At 76.8% G+C, this 21,974-nt stretch carries 3 protein-coding genes; all 3 read right to left on the bottom strand.

The window, feature by feature from the left end:
- Positions 1–11: 11 nt before the first annotated feature.
- From ACZ7EC_RS27350 to ACZ7EC_RS27340, 3 genes are read right to left on the bottom strand one after another with little or no spacing between them, the layout of a single operon-like run.
- Entirely contained in the window at positions 12–1,115 is a 1,104-nt protein-coding gene (locus ACZ7EC_RS27350; protein ID WP_471066648.1) for a cytochrome P450, read from the bottom strand.
- The gene (locus ACZ7EC_RS27345; protein WP_471066646.1) at positions 1,112–10,999 is read right to left on the bottom strand and encodes an SDR family NAD(P)-dependent oxidoreductase; all 9,888 of its coding nucleotides are present in this window, start codon (positions 10,997–10,999) and stop codon (positions 1,112–1,114) included. Before ACZ7EC_RS27345 ends, ACZ7EC_RS27350 begins: the two co-directional genes overlap by 4 nt.
- The gene (locus ACZ7EC_RS27340; protein WP_471066644.1) at positions 10,996–21,966 is read right to left on the bottom strand and encodes an SDR family NAD(P)-dependent oxidoreductase; all 10,971 of its coding nucleotides are present in this window, start codon (positions 21,964–21,966) and stop codon (positions 10,996–10,998) included. Before ACZ7EC_RS27340 ends, ACZ7EC_RS27345 begins: the two co-directional genes overlap by 4 nt.
- Positions 21,967–21,974 lie beyond the last annotated feature (8 nt).

The raw sequence follows: 21,974 nt of genomic DNA, 5'->3' as shown, positions 1-21,974 counted from the left end.
CTGGACAGTCCTTAGATCTCGACCGGGCACCGGCTGATGCCCCGCACGACGGGCGAACGGCGGCGGTGGACCACGGGGCCCGTCCGCGTCATGCCGGGCAGCGTCCCGGCGAGGGCGCGCAGGGCCGCGGCGGCGTGCCGGGCGGCGAACTCGTCCAGGCCGTCCCGGCAGCCGAGGCCCGACGTCAGGGGCGGCGGCGCGGCCGCGCGGTCCACGTCGAACCGGTCGGGCCCGGCGAACACCTCCGGGTCGCGGTTGGCCGCCGCGACGGCCACCACCACCTCGTCGCCCGCCGCGATCGCGGTGCCCTGGATGGTCTGTGCGGCGGTGGCGCGGCGGCTTTCGAGGTGGGCCGGGGGCGCGGTGCGCAGGGTCTCGGCCGCGATGCGGTCCGCCAGGTCCGGGTCGTCGGCCAGCCGGCCGGCCAGCCCCGGAGTGCGCAGCGTGGCGAGCACGGCGTTGCACACCGTGTTGGCCGCCATCTCGCAGCCGGCCGCCGCCGACGGGCCCGCGGTGCCCGCCTGTTCGCGCAGCGCCCGGAGCGCGGCCACCGTCTGTTCGGTCACGGCCAGCGTCTGCGGGGTCAGCCGGGCGTCCGGTGCCGTGGCGGCCGAGCGCAGCAGGGCGGCGATGCCTTCCGCGTCCGCACCGTCCGCGCCGTCCGCGCCGTCCGCACCGAGGCGCGCGGCCTCGGCACGGACCGGGACCTCGCGGGCGAAGTCCCGCATCAGGTCGAAGCGCGTGCCGGTGCCCGGCAGCGCCGCGCGGTAGTGCGGGACCAGCTCCTCCACGGCGGGCGGCGGCGGGCCGGCGGCCGTGCGCAGGTCCAGGAACGGCCGGGCCCAGTCCGGGGCCGTCTCCCCCGCGGCCCGGCTGAACTCCGGGCCGTCGAGTATCCGGGCGGCGGCGTCGTAGCGGGTCACGACGAAGGCCCCGCAGCGGCTGCGGAAGATCCCCGCGCCGGCCGTGCGGATCCGCTCGTACCAGTGGCCCGGTTCGTCGTCCTGCCCGCACAGGAGCATCGCGTACGGGTCGCCGTTCACGCCGAAGGCCCAGTACCAGCCGCGGGCCATCTGGAGCCGGCTGCCGAGCCGGCGTCGGTCGGTGGTGGTCATGCCTCGTTCCCTGTCCATGTGCGGATGCGTTCGGCGACTGCGCCGGCGTGCTCCTGCACCATCGAGAAGTGGTTGCCGGGCACGTCCACGCACGTGTGCGGGAACGGCCAGGTGGACTGCCAGGACGTGCCGTCCGGCCACTCTCCGAGCGGCTCGCAGGCCCGTACCAGCAGGGTCGGGACGGCGAGGTCCCGTGGTTGCCAGGTGCTGGTGAAGCGGTGGTACGCGCCCAGCGCGGTGAGCCGGGTGTCGTCCACCCGCACCCCCTCGCGGCCGAACATGGTGTCGGTCAGCTCGGCGAGCCAGCCCTGCACCGCCTGCTGCCGTCCCGGCGGATAGACGTCGATCAGGACGATGCCGTGCGGCGGACGGCCGCGGTCGGCGAGTTCGGCGCCCAGGGCGTGCGCCATCAGGGCGCCCGCCGAGTGGCCGACGAGCACGAACGGCCCGTCCACGGACTTCAGGACGGCGTCCGCCTGGACGCCGAGGACCGCCGCCAGCGACGCGGGAAGCTGCTCGCCCGGCTCGTAGCCCGGCTGCGGAAGCGCGGACACCGGCATGCTGCCCTCGAAGGCGGCGGCCAGCCGAAGGAACTCGTGCGGGCCCGCCACCGGCGCCGTACCGGCGACGCAGATCAGCCGGATCTCCCCCGGACCGGAGGCCAGTTCCACGAGGTCGACCGGTGCGGCCAGGTCCTCGGGGCCCGTGAAGTGGTCCCGGTGGCCCGCCAGTTCGCCGAGCAGCTCCAGGTAGGAGTCGAAGCGTCCCTGCTGGACGGATCGCTCGTAGAGGCCGCGCAGCATGCCGCCGCCGTCGGCCGCGGGGTGCGGCGTTTCCGAGGTGAGCAGGGGCCGCAGGTAGGCGGCGACGTCGGTGACGCTGGGGTGGTCGAACACCAGGGTGGTGGCCAGCGGCAGGCCGGTGGCGTCCTGCAGCCTGTTGCGCACCCCCATCGCCGACAGCGAGTCGAAGCCCAGCTGGGCGAAGGGCTGGTGCAGTCCCACCGCGTCCGGGTCCCGGTGGCCGAGGACGGCGGCCACCTGTGCGCGGATCCATGTGGCGAGCATGGCCTCGGCCTCGTCCGCGGGCAGGCCGGACAGCCGTTCCGGCCAGGTGGAGCGGCGGCCGGGCCCGTCGGGGACGGGTTCGGCGGGTGCCTGCCGGACGGCGTCGGGCAGGTCCTCGATGAGCGGGCGCGGCCGGGCGGCGGTGAAGCCGACGGCGAACCGGTTCCAGTCGATGTCGGCGATCGAGACGCAGACGTCCCGCTGGTCCAGGGCCTGTTGCAGGGCCCGCACCGCCTTGTCGGGGGCCATCGGGCGCATCCCGCGGCGGATCAGACCGGGCAGGTCGGCGTCGGCCATGCCGCCGTCGGCCCAGGCTCCCCAGGCGATGCTGGTCGCGGGCTTGCCCGCGGCCCGGCGCCGGTGCGCCAGCGCGTCGAGGTAGGCGTTGCCCGCGGCGTAGGCGCCGAGCAGGCCGCTGCCGTAGAGCCCCGCGCCGGAGGAGAAGAGGACGAACGTCTCGGCGTCCGGGCAGAGTTCGTCCAGCAGCCGGGCGCCGACCGTCTTGACCCGCGTCACCCGCGCCAGTTCGTCCGGGTCGAGGTCGGTCAGGGCGCGTCCGTCGGGGACACCGGCGAGGTGCATCACGGTACGGACCGGCTCTCCCTGGCGCCGCAGCCCGTCGATCAGTTCCGTCAGCCGGGCGCGGTCGGTGACGTCGCAGGCCGCGAAGGTCACGCGGGCACCCAGGGCGGTCAGTTCCGCGGCCAGTTCCGCGTGCTGCGGCGCCGGTCCGCCCGACCGGCCGACCAGCACCAGGTGGTCCGCCCCGGCGCGGGCGAGGTGGCGGGCGACATGACCGCCGAGGGCGCCGGTGCCGCCCGTGACCAGGGCCGTGCCGGCCGGCTGCCAGGGAGCCGCGACGGGCTCCAGCGGGGCCCTGACGAGCCGTCGGACGAGGCAGCCGCCCTCGCGCAGCGCGAGCTGGTCCTCGTCCCCCGCGTGCTGGAGGCAGGCGGTGAACCACCGCAGGACGGACGGGGTGAGTTCGCCGGGCAGGTCGAGCAGGCCGCCCCAGCGTCCGGGGGCCTCCAGGCCCATCACCCGCCCGATGCCCCAGACCATGGCCTGCGCCGGGTCGGCCGTGTCGTCCGCCGCGTCCTGTCCGACGGCCACGGCCCCGCGGGTCACCAGCCACAGGGGCGCCTCGACGCCCGCGTCGCCGAGTGCCTGGTGCAGGGTGAGGGCGGCGGTGGCGGCCCGCAGCTCGTCGTCCGGGCCGGACGGGTCGTTCGGGTCGGACGGGTCGGACGGGTCGGCTGCCAGGGCCAGCAGCGAGATGACCGCGGTGACGCCGCCGGGGGCCGCCTCCCGCAGCGTCCTCGCCAGCTCCTCGCGTCCGGTCGCCACGGCGTCGGCCGTGACCCGCAGCACCGTGCCGCCGGCGTCCTCCACGGCACCGGCCAGGGTGTCCTCCTGCGGACCGGTGCCGGTGCCGACCACCAGGTACGTGCCGCTCAGCGGGTCCGTGGCCGGGGACAGGGGGCGCCATTCGATGCGGCAGCGCCAGTCGCCCACCCGGTCGGGGATCTCGGGCGCCAGCCAGTACCGCTCGTGTTCGAAGGGGTAGTTGGGCAGCCGGGCGGGCGCGCCGTCGGGGAAGACGGCCCGCCAGTCGACGGACACGCCGCCCGCGTGTGCGCGGGCGAGTTCGCGGACGAAGTGCCGCTCGCCCTCGTCCCGGTGCAGGCTGCCGAGGACGAGCACCTCGCTGCCGTGGCGCTCGGCGGTCTCCTGGACGCTGGTGGTGAGCACGGGGTGCGGGCTGACCTCGACGAACGTGTCGTAGCCGTCCTCGACGGCGGCGCGGACGGCCGCCTCGAAGCGGACCGGGGAGCGCAGGTTGTCGTACCAGTACGCGGCGTCCATCGTGCCGGTGTCGCAGCGTTCGCCGCGCAGCGTGGAGTACAGGGGCGTCTTGGACGGGCGCGGGGTCACGCCCGTCAGGTCGGTGCGGACGCGCCGGCGGAGCCGCTCCATGTGGGGCGAGTGCGAGGCGTAGCCGACGGGGATGCGGCGGGCCCGGATCCCGTCGGCGGCGCAGCGCTCCTCGAACGCGGTCAGCGCCTCGGGGTCGCCGGCCACCACCACGGACGCCGGGGAGTTGACGGCGGCGACGCTCACGCGCTCCGGCCACTCGGCGATCAGTTCCCGCGCCCGGTCCTCGGGCAGCGCTACGGAGGTCATGGCGCCGGGGCCGGCGAGTTCGGCCAGGGCCCGGGCCCGCAGTGCCACCACCCGCGCCGCGTCCGGCAAGGACAGCGCCCCCGCCACACACGCCGCCGCGATCTCGCCCTGCGAATGCCCCACCACCGCATCCGGCTCCACCCCGCACGCCCGCCACAACCGCGCCAGCGACACCATCACCGCGAACAGCACCGGCTGCACCACCTCCACCCGGTCCAGCCCCGGAGCCCCCTCCACACCCCGCACCACATCCACCACCGAGAAACCCGCCACCTCCGCCAGCGCCGCATCACACTCCGCCAACGCCTGTGCGAACACCGGCACATCGAGCAACCCGCGGCCCATCCCCACCCACTGCGACCCCTGACCGGGAAACACCCACACCACACGACGACCCCCACCGCCCACACCGGTGACCAGACCGGGAGCCGGCAACCCCTCGGCGAGCCGGTGCAGCAGGTCTCGGGCCATGCCGGTGTCCTCGGCGAGGACGACGGCGCGCTGCTCGTGGTGGGTGCGTCCGGTCGCGAGCGTGCGGCCGACGCGGTCCAGGGTGTCCGGGTCGGGCGCGTCGTCGTCCAGCACCGGGAGCAGCCGGCGGGACTGGGCGGCCAGTGCGGTCTCCGTACGCGCCGACACCACCAGCGGCACCACACCCGCCGCCTCCAGCACCCCCACCGGCCCACCCGCAGCACCGGCCTCCACCGGCAGCGGCGGCGCCTCCTCCACGATCACATGCGCGTTCGTCCCACTCACCCCGAACGCCGACACCCCCGCACGCCGCACCCGCCCACCGGACGGCCACGCACGCGCCTCCCCGAGCACCCGCACCCCACCCGAAGACCAGTCCACATGCGACGACGGCACCCCCGCATGCAACGACCCCGGCAACACACCCCGCCCCAACGCCAGCACCATCTTGATCACACCCACCGCACCCGCCGCCGCCTGCGCATGCCCGATGTTCGACTTCACCGACCCCAGCCACAACGGCCGACCCGGATCACGCCCCTGCCCATACGTCGCCAACAGCGCCTCCGCCTCGATCGGGTCGCCCAGCGCCGTACCCGTCCCATGACCCTCCACGACGTCGACGTCCGCGCCCGAGATCCCGGCGGCCTGCCAGGCACGCCGGATCACCCGCTGCTGCGCGGGGCCGCTCGGCGCCGCGAGCCCGTTGCTGGCTCCGTCCTGGTTGACCGCGCTGCCCCGGACCACCGCGAGCACCCGGTGCCCCCGCTGCCGCGCCTGCGAGAGCCGCTCCAGCACCAGCAGGGCGACACCCTCGGCGAAGCCGAAGCCGTCGGCGTCGTCGGAGTACGCCTTGCACCGCCCGTCCGCCGCCAGCGCCCCCTGCCGCGAGAACTCCGTGAACACCTCCGGACCCGCCATCACCGACACCCCACCGGCCACCGCCAGCGAGCACTCCCCGTCCCGCAACGACCGCGCCGCCAGATGCAACGCCACCAACGACGACGAACACGCCGTGTCCACCGTCAACGCCGGCCCCTCCAGACCCAGTACGTACGCCACTCGGCCGGAGGCGACGGCGGGTGAACCGCCGGTGAGGAGATAGCCCTCGCTGCTCTCGGGGGTCTCGGCCCCGTGGCCGTAGCCCTGGTAGGCGGCGCCGAGGAAGACACCGGTGTCGCTGCCGCGCAGCGCGCGCGGATCGATGCCGGAGTTCTCCATCGCCTCCCAGGTCGCCTCCAGCACCTGGCGCTGCTGCGGGTCCATCGCCAGCGCCTCGCGCGGGCTGATCCCGAAGAACGCCGCGTCGAAGCCCGCCGCGTCGTCGAGGAAGGCGCCGTGGCGGGGTCCGCTCGCGCCGTCGGCGGTGGTGGCGCCGAGGAGGTCGAGGTCCCAGCCCCGGTCGGCGGGCATCGGCGCGACGGCGTCGCGGCCGGCGGCGACGAACTCCCACAGGTCCTCCGGGGAACCGATGCCACCGGGCAGCCGGCAGGCCATGCCCACGATCACCACCGGGTCGTCCCCGCCGTCCCCGCCGGACCCGCCGGACGCCTGTGCGGCGCCGGCGGGCCCCGCCGCGGACTCCGCCCCGTCCGCCGGGGTCTCCTCGGAGCCGAACAGCCGGTCGAGGAGATAGTCGGCGAGCGCGGTGACACTGGGCCGGTCGAAGACCAGGGTGGTCGCCTCGCGCAGGCCGGTCGCCGCGGTGATGCGGTTGCGCAGCTGCACCGCGGACATCGAGTCGAAGCCGAGTTCCCGGAAGGCGCGGTCCCGGTCGACGGCCCCGGCGTCGGTGTGCCCGAGCACCGCGGCGGCCTCGGCCCGCACCAGGCGCAGCAGGTGTTCGCGGCGCTCCCCGGCCGGCAGCGGCAGGAGCTTGTCGCGCAGCCGGGAGCGGCCCTCCGGTTCCTCCCGCGGCTCTCCGGCCGGCGGCGCGGCGGGCAGCGTACGGGCGAGTTCGTCGAACAGCGGCCGGTGCCGGACCGCGCCCATGAGGTCGAGGAACGCCCGCCGGTCGAGGTCGGCCACGGAGACACAGGTTTCGGCGCCCGCCAGGCACGTGCCCAGTTCGGCGAGGGCCTGCTCGGGCGGCAGGGGCCGCATGCCCTGGCGGCGCAGGAAGTCCTGGCCCGCGTCGCCGGCCATGCCCGGTCCGTCCCACAGCCCCCAGGCGACGGACAGCGCGGGCAGCCCGCGGCGGCGGCGGCGGTGCGCGAAGCCGTCCAGGAAGGCGTTGGCCGCCGCGTAGGCGCCGGCGCGGGACGCGCCCCACACGCCCGCGTTGGACGAGAACAGCACGAACGTGTCCGCGTCGGGGCACAGTTCGTCGAGGTGCGCCGTCCCGGTGATCTTGGCGGCGGTGACGCGGGTGAACTCCTCCTCGGTGATGGCTTCCAGCGGCGTGGACTGCGGCACGCCGGCCGTGTGGAAGACGGCGTCGATCGCCCGGCCGTGCGCGCGCTCGGCGTCGATCAGCGCGGCCAGCGCCGCCCGGTCCGTGACGTCGCAGGCCGCGAGGGTCACTTGGGCACCCAGCGCGGTCAGTTCCGCCCTGAGCGACTCGGTGCCCGGCGCGTTCGGGCCCTGCCTGCTGGTGAGGACGAGACGGGTGGCGCCGGCGCGGGCCAGACGGCGTGCGACATGGGCGCCGAGTCCGCCGGTGCCGCCGGTCACCAGGGCGGTGCCGCCGGGCCGCCAGCCGTCCGCACCGGCCGGGGCGTCCACCGGGGCGTCCGCCGGGGCGGGCACGAGCCGGGGGACCCTGTCGCCGCTCGCGCGGAGGGCCACCTGGTCCTCGTCGCGGGGATCGGCGAGCACCCACGGCAGCCGCGCGAGCAGGTCCCGGTCCGGGGCGGGCAGGTCGATCGACCCGCCCCAGCGCGCGGGGTGTTCCAGGCCGGCGACCCGGCCGAGGCCGGCCACCGCCGTCTGCGCGGGGTCCGGCTCCCCGTCCTGCTCGGTCACGGCCACCGCGCGCCGGGTCAGCACCCACAGCGGCGCCTCGACGCCCGCGTCGCCCAACGCCTGGATCAGGCTCAGGGTCCGCCAGGCGGGCAGGTGCGGCGCGGCGGCGGATTCCCCTGCGGTGTCGTCGGCGGCTTCCCCTGCGGTGTCCAGGGCGAGCAACGAGACCACCGCCGCCGGCTCCCCGGCGGCCGTGGCCGCGCGCAGGGCCGCCGCCGTCGCGGCACGCTCCGGTGCGTCGCAGTCGACGGTGCCGACCGTGGCCCCGGCGTCCTGGAGGGCCGCGCGGACCGTGTCGTACCAGGCGTCCGGCACCCGGCGGCCGGTCACCAGCAGGACGCGGCCGGTGAGCGGGGCCGCCGCCCACCCGGCGTCGTGCCACCGCACCCGGTAGCGCCGTTCCCGGTCGGCGGGTTCGGCGCGGCGGCCGGGGGCGGTGTGCCAGAACGGGCGGTGCTGGAAGGGGTAGCAGGGCAGTTCGGTCACGGCGCCGGCCGAAAGCGCGGGGCTCCAGTCGACCTGGACGCCGCGCACATGGGCCTCGCCGAGCGCCGTCAGGAACCGGTCCGGGCCGCCCGCGCCGCGCCGCAGTGTGCTCAGGACGGCGGCGTCGGCGCCCGCCGCCTCCAGGGTCGCCTCGATCCCCGCGGCGAGGACGGGCTGGGGGCTCACCTCGACGAAGGTGTCGAAGCCCGCCTCGGCCAGCAGCCGCGTCCCCGTCTCGAACCGCACCGTCTCCCGCAGGTTCCGGTACCAGTAGTCGCCGTCCATGAGGGCGGTGTCGATCGGCGCGCCGGTCGTCGTGGAGTACAGCGGTACGGGGGCCGTGCGGGCGACCACGCCGGACAGCGCGGCCGTCAGCTCCGCGCGCAGCGGCTCGACCATGGGCGAGTGGGAGGCGTAGTCCACCGGGATGTTCCGGGCCCGGACGCCGTCGGCCGCGCAGGCGTCCAGCAGCGCGTCCAGGTCCGCGCGGGGACCGGCCACCACGACCGCGTCCGGGCCGTTGACCGAGGCGATCGTCAGGGCGCCGCCGTAGCGGGCCAGCAGCGCCTCGGCCTGCTCCGGGGAGCGGGCGAGGGAGACCATGCCGCCGCTGCCGGCGAGGGATCGCAGCGCCTTGGCGCGCACCGCGACCACCTTCGCGGCGTCCTGGAGCGAGAGGGCACCGGCGACGCAGGCGGCGGCGATCTCGCCCTGCGAGTGCCCGATCACCGCGTCCGGCTCCACGCCGTGGGCCCGCCACAGCGCCGCCAGCGACACCATGACCGCGAACAGCGCGGGCTGGACGACGTCCACCCGCTCCAGCGGCGCGCCGCCGGCGAGCACCTCGGTCAGCGACCAGTCGACGTAGGGGGCCAGCGCCTGCTCGCACTCGCGCACGGAGCGGGCGAAGACCGGTGAGGCGGCCAGCAGTCCGGCGGCCATCCCTTCCCACTGCGAGCCCTGGCCGGGGAAGACCATCACGATCCTGCGGCCCGCCCGCGCCGTGCCGGTGACCGCCTGCGCGTGCGGCTCCTCGCGGGCCACGGCGCGCAGGGCGGCCGGCACGTCCGCAGCGCCGCCGACGACCACGGCGCGGTGCGGGAAGGCGGTGCGCCGGGTGGCGAGGGTGAAGGAGACGTCCGGCAACGGGGCGGCGCCGGGCCGCTCCAGGTGGGCGGCGAGCCGTTCGGCCTGGGCCCGCAGGGCCTCCTCGCCGCGGCCGGACAGCAGGATCGGGTAGGGGCCCGTCCCCTGGTCGGCGGCGGGCGCCTCGGGGGCCGAGTCGGGTTCCGGGTCGGGCTTGGGGGCCTCCTCGACGATGATGTGCGCGTTGGTGCCGCTGATGCCGAACGAGGAGACGCCCGCGCGGCGTGTCCTGCCGCCGCGCGGCCACGGCCGGCTCTCGGCGAGCGGTACGACGGCTCCGCTCTCCCAGTCGATCCGCGAGGAGGGGGCGTCGAAGTGGAGGAGGCGGGGCAGCCGGCCGTGCTGGAGGGCGAGCACCGTCTTGATGAGCCCCGCGACACCGGCGGCGGCCTGGGTGTGGCCGATGTTGGCCTTCACCGAGCCGATCCACAGCGGGGCGTGCGCGGGCCGTCCGGCACCGTAGGCCGCCAGCAGGGCGTGTGCCTCGATGGGGTCGCCGAGCGTGGTGCCGGTGCCGTGCGCCTCGACGTAGTCGACGTCGGCGGGGCCGAGCCCGGAGTCCTCCAGCGCCTGCCGGATGACCCGCTGCTGGGCGGGACCGTTGGGCGCGGTCAGGCCGTTGCTGGCACCGTCCTGGTTGACCGCGCTGCCGCGCAGCACGGCGAGCACCCGGCGGCCCTCCCGCCGGGCCGTGGACAGCCGCTGGAGTACGAGGAAGCCGACGCCCTCGGCCAGCGCGAAGCCGTCGGCGGCCTCGGCGAAGGGCTTGCACCGGCCGTCCGCCGCCAGTCCGCCCTGGGCGCGGAACTCGGTGAAGGCCCCGGCGGTGCTCATGACGGTGGCGCCGCCCGCGAGGGCGGTCGTGCACTCCCCGCGACGCAGCGACTGCATGGCCAGGTGGGTCGCGGTGAGGGAGGAGGAGCAGGCGGTGTCCACGGTCAGCGCCGGGCCTTCGAGGCCGAGCGTGTACGCCACCCGGCCGGAGGCCACACTGGAGGCCGTGCCCGTGCCGAGGTAGCCCAGTACCTCCGGTGCCGCTTCGTCGGGGCGCGGCCCGTAGTCGACGGCGCCGACCCCGGCGAAGACGCCGGTGGCGGTGCCGCCGAGCGCGGCGGGGTCGAAGCCGGCGCGTTCCAGTGCCTCCCAGGCGACCTCCAGCAGCAGCCGCTGCTGCGGGTCCATGGCCAGGGCCTCGCGCGGCGATATGCCGAAGAAGTCCGCGTCGAAACCGGCGGCGTCGTGCAGGAACCCGCCGGTGCAGCCGTCGAGGGCGGCGCTGTCCCAGCCGCGGCCGGCGGGCGCGGGGGAGACGGCGTCGCCGTCGGCCGCGAGGAAGTCCCACAGGGCGGCGGGGCCGTCGATGCCGCCCGGAAAGCGGCAGCCCATGCCGACGACCGCGATCGGTTCGCCGGCCCGGTACTCCGTCTCGCGCAGCCGCGCGCTGACGGCCTCCAGGTCCCCGGCGGTCCGCCGCAGATAGCGGCGCAGCTTGTCCTCGGTGGACTCGGTGGTCTCGGTGGACCCGGTGGTCCCGGTGGTCCCGCTGGTCTCCTGGCTCCCGCTCATCGTTCCTCGTTCCCCTCACCGAACCGCTGGTCGAGCAGTGCGAACAGTTCCTCGTCGTCGACGGTGTCGACGGCCGTGCGGGAGTCCCCGGCGGCCACGGCGCTCCATCGGTCGGACAGGGCCGTCAACCGCGCCCCGATGGCCCGGCGTTCACCGGCCGTGTCCTCGCCGGCCTCCTGCCAGCCCTCCAGCGCCGCCTCCAGCGCCGCCAGGTGCTCGGCGACGGAGCGCCCCGGCTCCGGCGCCGGGGCGCCGGCCGCGTCCGCGCCGGCGAACAGCCGGCCGTCCACGAAGACGGCCACCGCCTCGGGTGTCGGGTGGTCGAAGACCAAGGTGCTCGGCAGCCGCAGGCCGAGCGCGGACCCCAGCCGGTTGCGCAGTTCGACGGAGGCCAGGGAGTCGAAGCCGAGGTCCTTGAACTGCCGTCGGGCTGCCACCGCGTCGGCCGTGTCGTACCCGGCGACGGCGGCGGCCTGCGCCTGTACGGCATGGGTCAGCGCGGCGAGCCGGTCGGGGCGCGGCAGCGGCGCCAGGCGGGCGGCGAGTCCGTCACCGCCGGACTGGTCCCGCGCGGCCCGGCGCAGCGGCGTGTGCAGCAGCCCGCGCAGCACCTCGGGCGCGTCCTGGGCGCCCTGCGCCCGCGCGGTGTCCAGGTGCAGCGGGTACGCCACCGCATCGCCGCGCCGGATCGCGAGGTCGAACAGGGCCAGCGCCCGCGCGGTCGGCAGGGGCCGCATGCCCGCGCGGGCCATCCGCCGGGTGTCCCGCTCGTCCAGGGCGCCCGTCAGGCCGCTGGCCTCCTCCCACAGCCCCCAGCCGAGGGACGTCGCGGGCAGCCCGCGGGCCTGCCGGTACCGGGCCAGCGCGTCCAGTGCGGCGTTGGCCGCCGCGTACGCGCCCTGGCCCGGTCCGGCCAGCACGGAGGCACCCGAACCGAACAGGACGAAGAAGTTCGGTTCGCGGTCCGCGGTGAGTTCGTGCAGATGCCATGCGGCGTCCGCCTTGGGCGCGAGGACCGTGCCCAGTTCGTCCTCGCCGAGGGACGCGGCCAGGCCGTCGGCGAGCACGCCCGCGGTGTGCACGACGCCGGTCAGCGGGTGCCCGGCCGGGATGCCGTCGAGCGCGGCGGCGAGCGCGGCGCGGTCGGAGACGTCGCAGGCGCGCGTGGTCACGGTCGCGCCCAGTTCGCCCAGTTCGGCTTCGAACCGGGCCGCTCCCGGCGCGTCGGGCCCGCGGCGGCCGAGCAGCAGCAGATGGCGTACGCCGTGCTCGGTCACGAGATGGCGGGCCAGCAGCCTGGCCAGGGTGCCGGTGCCGCCGGTGACGAGCACGGTGCCCTCGGGGTCGAGCGGGGCCGGCTGGACGAGCACCAGCTTTCCGGTGTGCCGTCCCGTGCTCATGTGCTGGAGGGCGGCCGACGCCCGTTGCAGCGGCCAGGCCGTGACCGTCTGGCGGCCGAGTTCGCCGCCGGCCGCCAGGGAGGCGACCTCGGCGAGGATCGCGCCGAGCCGGTCCGCTCCCGCCTCGGCGAGGTCGAAGGGCAGGTAGCGCCCGCGGAACCGGTCGGCGTCGCGCAGGTCGGTCTTGCCCATCTCGACGAACGCACCGCCTTCGGCGAGGAGTTCGGCCGACTCGTCGAGCAGTGCGCCGGTCAGCGAGTTGACCACGACGTCCATGCCGCGTCCGCCGCGCACGGCCCTGAAGCGCCGGCCGAATCCCGGCTCCCTGGACGAGGCGATGTGGTCGTCGTCGAGTCCGAGCGAGCGCAGGACGCCCTGCTTGGCGGGGCTGGCGGTGGCGAAGACCTCCGCCCCGGCCAGCCGGGCCAGGCGGACCGCGGCCATGCCGACGCCGGTGGCGGCGGCGTGCACCAGGACGGCCTGTCCGGGCCGCACTCCGGCGAGGTCGTGCAGCGCGTAGTGGGCGGTGGTGAAGGCGATGGGCAGGGCGGCGGCCTCGGTGGTGCTCCACCCCGGCGGGACCGGGGTGACCAGCCGGTGGTCGGTGACCGCGACCGGCCCGAAGGCGCCTTCGAACAGGCCCATGACCCGGTCGCCCACCGCGACGCCCGTCACGTCCGGGCCGACGGCGGTGACGACCCCGGCGCCCTCGGTGCCCATGACGGCGGCGCCGGGATACATGCCGAGGGCGATCAGGACATCGCGGAAGTTCACTCCGCAGGCCCGCAGTTCGACCCGCACCTCACCCGGTCCCGGCTGCCGGCCGGCGTCCGGCGCCGCCGCGAACGCGAGGGCGTCCAGGGAGGTGCCGGCGGGCTCCAGGCGGGCGGGCGTGCGGGGCGGCAGCAGGGCCGGGGCGGTGCGCGTCGAGGCCAGCCGGGGCACGAGCGCGAGGTCGCCGCGCACGGCCAGCTGCGGATGGTCGAGCACGGCCGGGAGGGCGGCGAGGACCGCGGGATCGGCGCCGTCGGCGATGTCGACGAGCGCGAAGTTCCCCGGTGACTCCGCCTGGGCGGAGCGGACCAGGCCCCAGACCGCGGCCTGTGCGGGGTCCGCCGCGGTGTCGGCAGGGCCGGTGCTCACGGCGTTGCGGGTGAGGAACACCAGGCGGCCGGTGCGTTCGGGCGCGTCGAGCCACTGGCGGACGAGCCCGGCGGCGTGCAGCACGCTCTCGCGCACGGAGCCGGCCGGGTCCGCCGCCTGCCATGGACGGCACGGCACGACGACGGCCTCGGGTTCCGGCTCGCCGGCCGCGACCGCCGCGGCCAGTGCCGCCAGGTCCGGGTGGTCCTTGCCGAGTCCGCAGGGGCCGCCGATCGTCGCGCAGCCGACGGCCCGGTGGGCGGTCTCGGGCAGGGGCCGCCAGGTCAGGTGGTAGAGGTCGTCGGCGCCGGTCTCCTCCCCGGCGCGCGGGCCCGGCTCCCCGCCGGCCGGACGCACGGTCACGGCGCTCACGACGGCGACCGGCGCTCCCGCGGGATCGGTCACCGACAGGCTCATCGCGTCGGCGCCGGCGGGGGCCGCGCTCACCCGGATCGTCGTGGCCCCGGACGCGTACAGCGTGGTCCCGGTCCAGGAGAAGGGCAGGAACGCGCCGTCCCGGTCGGCGAGGGGGCCGAGGCCGAGGGTCTGGGCGGCGGCGTCGAGGAGCACGGGGTGCAGCAGGTAGCCCGCGCTCCCGGCGTCGTCGGGGCCCGCCGCCGCCGGGAGTTCGGCCTCGGCGAACACCTCCGCGCCGCGCTGCCAGGCCGCGCGCAGTGCCCGGAAGGCGGGCCCGTAGCCGTAACCGCGGTCGGCCAGGCGTGCGTAGGCCGCGTCCAGGTCGATCGGCCGGGCGTCCGCCGGCGGCCAGACCGCGGGGGTGGCCGGCGGCGGCGCGGCCTCGCCGAGGACGCCGGTGGCGTGCCGGGTCCAGAGCGTGCCCGGCGCGTCCGTGTCGCGGGCGTGGATGTCCACCGTGCGGGTGCCGTCCGCCGCGGGGGCGCCGACCGTCACGCGGACGGCGGTGGCCGCACCGGGCACCAGGGGGGCGCAGAGCACCAGTTCCGCCACGGCCGGCGTGCCCGCGTGGCGGCCGGCCGTCAGGGCGAGGTCGACCAGTGCGCTGCCGGGCAGCAGGGTCTCGCCGCCGACGGCGTGGTCGGCCAGCCACGGCTGGTCCCCGAGGGTGATCCGCCCGGTCAGGACGTGTCCGCCGTCGGGTGTCTCCAGCGCTGCGGACAGGACGGGGTGGGCGACGCTGTCCATGCCCGAGGATGCCGCGTCGGCGCGGGTGCGGCAGGGGCGTGGCCAGTAGGAGGTGTGCTCGAACGGATAGGTCGGCAGTTCCGCCGTCCCGCCGGGTTCCAGGGCGGGCAGCAGGTCGACGGGCAGGCCGTCGGTGTGTGCCTCCAGCAGGTTGCGCAGGAAGGTGCGCGCGCCGGGGCGGTCCCGGCGCAGGGAGGCGAGGGTGACGACGTCCCGGCCGAGGTCCTCGGCGGTCTGCTCGATGCCGGGGAGCAGCACCGGGTGCGGGCTGACCTCGACGAAGGTGTCGAAGCCCTGCTCCATGAGGGTGCGTACGGCCTGGTCGAGGCGGACCGTGCCGCGCAGGTTGCGGTACCAGTACGCGGCGTCGAGTCCGGCGGTGTCGAGCGGGGCGCCGGTGACGGTCGAGCAGAAGGGCACGGCGGCGGACCGGGCCGGGACCGTGCCCAGGACGTCGGCGAGCCGCTGCTCGACCTGGGCCACCTGCGGGGAGTGGGAGCCGTAGCCCACCGCGATCCGCCGCGGGGACATCTCCTCGGCCCGCGGGGAGCCGAGGAACTCGTCGAGGGCGGCGGCCTCGCCGGCGACGACGAGGGAGCGCGGCCCGTTCACGGCGGCGACGCTCAGCCGGCCGTCCCACGGGGCCAGCGCTTCGCGGAGTTCGCCGGGCGCGGCGGTGACGGAGGCCATGCCGCCCTGCCCGTTCAGCTCGCCGAGCACCTTGCTGCGCAGCGCGACGACCTTCGCGGCGGTGTCGAGAGTGAGGGCCCCGGCGACGCAGGCGGCGGCGATCTCGCCCTGCGAGTGGCCCACCACGGCGGCCGGCTCGACGCCGTGGGCGCGCCACAGCGCCGCCAGCGACACCATGACCGCGAACAGCAGCGGCTGGACGACGTCGGGCCGTTCGAAGGCGTCCTCGGGGCCGTCGCCGCGCAGCGTGGCGAGCAGGTCCCAGTCGGTGTACGGGGCGAGCGCCGCCGCGCAGTCGGCCATGGCGGCGGCGAAGACCTCCGACCGGCCGAGGAGGTCGGCGGCCATGCCGGCCCACTGCGAGCCCTGGCCGGGGAAGACCAGGACGGCCTTGCGGGGGGCCGCCGTGCGCGGCGGCACGACGTCGGCGGCCGCCTCGCCGGCGGCCAGCGCGTCGAGCGCCGCGCACACCGAGTCCCGGTCGTCGCCCAGTACCGCGGCCCGGATGTCCAACCGGGTCCGGCCGGTCGCGAGCGTCCGTGCGGTGTCGGCCAGGGAGGTCGCCGGCGAGGTGCGCAGCAGCGCCGCGAGGGCGCCGGCCTGCGCGCGCACCGCGCTCGGTGTACGGGCCGAGAGCACGAGGGCCGCGGTGTCCGCCGCGAGTCCGCGTCCGCCGGGCCGCCCGGCCGGTGCGGCCACGTCCGCGGCCACCGCTTCCGGTACCGCGGGGGCTGCTTCCGCGCCGGCCGGTGCCGATTCCGGGACCGCGGGGGCCTCTTCCAGGACGACGTGGGCGTTGGTGCCGCTGACCCCGAACGAGGACACGCCGGCCCGGCGCACCCGCGGGCCCGCCGGCCAGTCCTCGTTCTCCCGCTGGACCCGGATCGTCCCCGGCGACCAGTCGATCTCGGGGGAGAGTTCCTCGGCGTGCAGGCTGCGCGGGATGACGCCGTGCCGCATCGCCAGCACCGCCTTGATCACACCGGCGACACCGGCCGCGGCCTGGGTGTGGCCGATGTTGGACTTCACCGAGCCCAGCGCCAGGGGACGTGCGCGCGGTGCGCCGTAGGTGGCCTGGAGCGCGCCGGCCTCGATCGGATCGCCGAGCCGGGTGCCGGTGCCGTGCGCCTCCACCAGGTCGATGTCGGCCGCCGACAGCCGGGCGTCGGCGAGCGCCTGCCGGATCACCTCCTCCTGGGCGGGACCGTTCGGCGCGGCCAGTCCGTTGCTCGCGCCGTCCTGGTTGACCGCGCTGCCCCGCAGCACGGCGAGCACCGGGTGGCCCGACTCGAGGGCTCGGGAGAGCGGTTCGAGGAGCAGGGCGCCGGCCCCCTCGGCGAGACCGAAGCCGTCGGCCTGCGCCGAGAACGGCTTGCACCGGCCGTCGGCGGCCAGACCGCGCTGCCTGCTGAAGTCCACGAACGTGTAGGGGTCGCAGATCACGGTGACCCCGCCGGCCAGCGCCATGGCGCACTCGCCGTCGCGCAGGGCCCGTATCGCCAGGTGGATGCCCACCAGGGAGGACGAGCACGCCGTGTCCACGGTGAGGGCCGGCCCTGTCCAGCCGAAGGTGTAGGCGAGGCGCCCCGAGAGCACGCTCGCCGAGTTGCCGAGCCCCTGGTAGCCCTCGACCCGGTCGGCCTCGCCGCGCAGGAGCGGCATGTACGACTGGCCGTTGGACCCGACGAACACGCCGACGCGGCTGCCGCGCAGCGCGTCCGGGTCGATACCGCCCCGCTCGACGGCCTCCCAGGCGACTTCGAGCATCAGCCGCTGCTGCGGATCCATCGCGAGCGCCTCGCGGGGGGTGATGCCGAAGAACTCCGCGTCGAAGCCCGCCGCGTCGGCGAGGAACCCGCCCCGGTCGGAGTAGCTGGTGCCGGGGTGGTCGGGGTCGGGGTGGTACAGGGCCCCCAGGTCCCAGCCCCGGTCGCGGGGCAGTTCGCCGGTGAGGTCCTGTCCGTCGACGACGGCCCGCCACAGCTCCTCGGGCGAGCCGATGCCGCCCGGAAAGCGGCAGCTCATGCCGACGATGGCGATCGGCTCGTCCCCGGCGCTCGGCGGCGCGCTCCCCACCGCGGCGGCGAGCTCCGGGCGGGAGTCGGCGGCCAGCAGGGACAGCAGATGGCGGGCGAGCCGGGTGACGGTCGGGTGGTCGAACACCAGGGAGGCGGGCAGGCGCAGACCGGTGGCCGCGGAGAGCCGCTTGCGCAGCTGCACCGTGCCCAGCGAGTCCAGGCCCAGTTCGGTGAACGCCCGCCGTGCGCTGACGTCCTCGGCGCTGTCGTGTCCGAGGACCGCCGCGGTGGCCTCGGCGACCACGCCGATCAGCAGCTCCTCGGCTTGCGCGGGCGTGCGGGCGGTGAGCCGGGCGGCCAGGTCGGCGGCCGGTGAGCCGTCCGGTGCGGCGGGCGCCGCCGGGGGTTCCGCCGTCTCGCGCGCTTCGGAGATCTCCGCGAACAGCGCGGTGGGCCGCACCGCGCCGAAGCCCGCGGCGAAGGCGGGCCAGTCCACGTCGGACACCGCGACGGCGCTCTCGCCCGAGTCCAGTGCGGACGTGAGGGCCGCGAGGGCGCGGTCGGCGCTCAGGCCGCGCAGCCCGCGCTGCGCCGCCTGCGGGGCGGACGGCACGGTGCCGGGCAGGGCCCAGGGGCTGAAGGCCACGGCGGTGCTCGGGTGGCCCTGGGCCCGCCGGTGGGCGGCGAACGCGTCGAGGCAGGCACTGCCGGCCGCGTATCCGGCCATGCCGGCACCGCCCCAGACGCCGGCCACCGACGAGCAGTGGATCTCCCGCTCCACCGGCCGGCCGTCGAGGACCGCGGCGAGGGTCAGGGCGAGTCCGGTCTTGGCCTGGAGGGTGGCGGCGAAGTCCTCCGGGTCGGTGGCGAGGACCGGCCCGAACTCCGTGCGGGTCGCGGCGTGTACGACGGTGCTGATGTCGTGCGGGGCGGCTTCGACGGCGGCCCGCAGGGCGTCCTCGTCCGCCGCGCAGCGGGTGGCCGTCGTGCCGCGCTCCCGCAGCGCGTTCAGCAGTTCCTCGTCCGCCTCGCCGACGAGCAGGAGATGGTCGGCGCCGCTGTCGGCCGCCCACCGGGCGAGCCGGGCGCCGATCGGGCTGTCCGCCCCGGTCAGCAGGACGGTCCCGTGCAGGCGCGGGCCGGTGCCGTCCGTCGTGGCCGGGGTCCGCACCGGCACCAGCCGCCGCCCGTACAGGCCGCCGGGCCGCAGGGCGAGGTGGTCCTCGGCGGCGTGCGCGCCGGCCAGGAGGCCCGGCACCCGGCCGAGCAGGGCCGCGTCGGCCCCGTCCGGGTGCGGCAGGTCCAGCACGCCGCCCCAGCGCCGCCCGAGTTCCAGACCGGCGACCCGGCCCAGGCCGTGCACGGCGTTCTGCGCGTACGACCCGATGCCGTCGTCCTCGTCCGTCTGCACGGCGCCGCGGGTGAGGCACCACAGCGGCGCGTCCACCCCGGCGTCGGCGAGGACCTGCGCGAGCGTGAGGGTGGCGACCGCGCCGGCGGGCACGCCCGGCCGGCCGGGGTGGTCCGATTCGTCGGCCGCGAGCAGCGAGAGCACGCCCCGCACACCGGTGGTGCCCGCGATGGCCGCGGTGAGCGCGGCGGCGGCCCCGGCGCGGTCCAGGCCGGGGTCCAGGGCGCACTCCAGCGGCGTGCCGCCGGCCTCGCGGATCGCGGCCGGCAGCAGGCCGGCCCAGGCCGGGGACGCGGCCGGGCCGACGATCAGCCAGGGCCCGCGCGCGTCGGCCGGTTCCGGGGCGGGCAGCGGCGTCCACGCCACCCGGTAGGTCACCCCGCCGGTGGGGCGGGCGGGCCCGGCGGGGGCCGTCCAGTAGTGCTTGCGCTGGAACGGGTACGTGGGCAGCGCGACGGGCCGCGCGTCGTCGCCGAAGGCGGGCTGCCAGCGCACGTCCACGCCCTCGACGTGGGCGCTCGCCGCGAAGGTGAGGAAGGACTCCGGGCCGGGCGCGCCGCGCCGCAGGGTGCCCAGGGCCAGGGCCGCGCCGGGCTCCCGGCCCGCCGCCTCCAGCGTCTCCTCGACCGTCGCCGCCAGCACCGGGTGCGGGCTGACCTCGATGAAGGTGTCGTGGTGCGCGTCCGCGAGGAGGCGTACGACGTCGTGCAGGCGCACCGGCTCGCGCAGGTTGCGGTACCAGTAGCCGGCGTCCAGTTCCCCGCCGTCCATCGGGCGGCCGGTCACCGTCGAGTAGAACGGGACCCGCGCGCGGCCGGGGCGCAGGTCCCGCAGGGCCGCGGCCAGTTCCTCGCGGACCTCTTCCATCTGCGCGGAGTGCGAGGCGTAGTCCACGTCGATGGCCCGGGCGCGCGCTCCGCGGCCGGCGCAGTCCGCCACCAAGGAGTCCACCGCGGCGGGTTCGCCGGAGACGACGACGGAGGCGGGCCCGTTGACCGCGGCCACCTCGACGGCGCCCGCGTACGGCGCGAGCAGTTCGCGGACCGCGGCCTCGTCCAGTGCCACGGCCGCCATGGCGCCCTTTCCGGCCAGTGATCGCAGCAGGCGGCTGCGCAGCACCACGAGCCGGGCGGCGTCCTCCAGTGTCAGCGCCCCGGCGACGTACGCCGCGGCGATCTCGCCCTGCGAGTGTCCCGCCACGGCCGCCGGTTCCACGCCGTAGGAGCGCCACAGCGCGGCCAGGGACACCATCACGGCGAACAGCGCGGGCTGCACCACGTCGACGCGGTCGAGTCCGGGGGCGCCGGGCTCCTGCCGCAGCACCGCGGCCACCGACCAGTCCTGCCAGGGGGCCATCGCCTCGTCGCAGGCCCGGATCGTCTCGGCGAACACCGGGGACCAGGCCAGCAGGTCGGCGCCCATGCCCGCCCACTGGGAGCCCTGGCCGGGGAAGAGGAACACGGCGGAGCGCCCGCCCGATTCGACGGTGCCCGTGAGGCGTGCCGCGCCGGCGGCCACCTCGCGCATCCCGTGCAGCGCGAGGTCGCGGGAGCCGGCCACGACCACCGCGCGGTGCTCGTGCCGGGCCCGTGCGGTGGCCAGCGTCAGGCCGATGCCGGGCAGTTCGGCGTCGGTGTCCGCGAGCACGTCGGACAGCCGCCGTGCCTGGGCGCGCAGGGCTTCCTCGCTGCGGGCCGAGACGACCAGCGGCACCGGGTGCTGCGGCGTGGCCGGCCGCGGGGCCGCGCGTTCGCCGGTCTCCTCGGGTGCGGGGGCTTCCTGGAGGACGACGTGGGCGTTGGTGCCGCTGATGCCGAACGCCGACACGGCGGCGTACCGGGGCCGTTCGCCGCGCGGCCAGTGCTGCTCCTCGGCGAGCAGCGCGACCGCGCCCGAGGACCAGTCGACGTGCGGCGAGGCCTCCTCGACGTGGAGGGTCCTGGGCAGCCGCTCGTGCCGGAGGGCGAGCACCATCTTGAGTACGCCGACCGCGCCGGCGGCGCCCTGGGTGTGGCCGATGTTCGACTTCGCCGAGCCGAGCCACAGCGGTCGCTGCGGGCCGCGGCCCCGGCCGTAGGTGTCGAGCAGGGCGTGGGCCTCGATGGGGTCGCCGAGGGTGGTGCCGGTGCCGTGCGCCTCGACCGCGTCGACATCGCCGGGGGCCACGCCCGCGTTGGCCAGGGCCTGTTCGATGACCTTGCGCTGGGCGGCTCTGCTGGGTGCGGCCAGGCCGTTGCTGGCGCCGTCCTGGTTGATGCCGGTGCCGCGGACGACGGCGAGCACGGTGTGCCCGCGGCGCCGGGCGTCCGACAGGCGCTCCAGGAGGAGCACCGCGACGCCCTCGCCGAAGCCGAAGCCGTCGGCGCCCGCGCCGAACGCCTTGGATCGGCCGTCGGCGGCGAGGGCGCGCTGCCGGGCGAAGTCGACGAACACCTCGGGGCCGGCCATCACCGCGGCGCCGCCCACGATCGCGAGGCCGCACTCGCCGCGGCGCAGCGACGCCACCGCCAGGTGCAGGGCCACGAGGGAGGAGGAGCAGGCCGTGTCCAGGGTGATGGCGGGGCCTTCGAGACCGAGGGTGTAGGCGATCCGGCCGGAGGCGACGGAGGGCGCCGCGCCGGTGACCGTGTAGCCCTCGGCGTCCTCGGCGGAGCCGCCGGTGTCGCCGTAGCCGTGCCGGGCGACGCCGAGGAAAACCCCGGTGTCGGTGCCGCGCAGGGTGTGCGGGTCCAGTCCGGCGTTCTCGATCAGCTCCCAGCTCGTCTCCAGCAGGAGGCGCTGCTGGGGGTCCATCGCGGCGGCCTCGCGCGGGGAGACGCCGAAGAAGGCGGCGTCGAATTCGCCCGCGCGCTCCAGGAACGCGCCGGTGCGCACGTAGATGGTGCCGGGGTGGTCGGGGTCCGGGTGGTAGAGGCCGGTCAGGTCCCAGCCGCGGTCCTCGGGGAAGGCGGACAGCCGTTCCTCGCCCGCCGCCAGCACGTCCCAGAAGGCCTCGGGGGTCTCGATCCCGCCGGGCAGCCGGCAGGCCGTGCCGACGATCGCGACCGGGTCGGCCTCCAGCTCGTGGATGCGCCGCCGGGCCGCTCGCAGGTCCAGGGTGGCCCGGCGCAGGTATGAAGCGACCTTGTCGTTGTCCGTCACCGTCTGTG

Source organism: Streptomyces sp. NPDC037203 (assembly GCF_055605065.1).
Note: the sequence above shows the minus strand (reverse complement) of the source record. Positions and strands in the feature narration are given on the sequence as shown.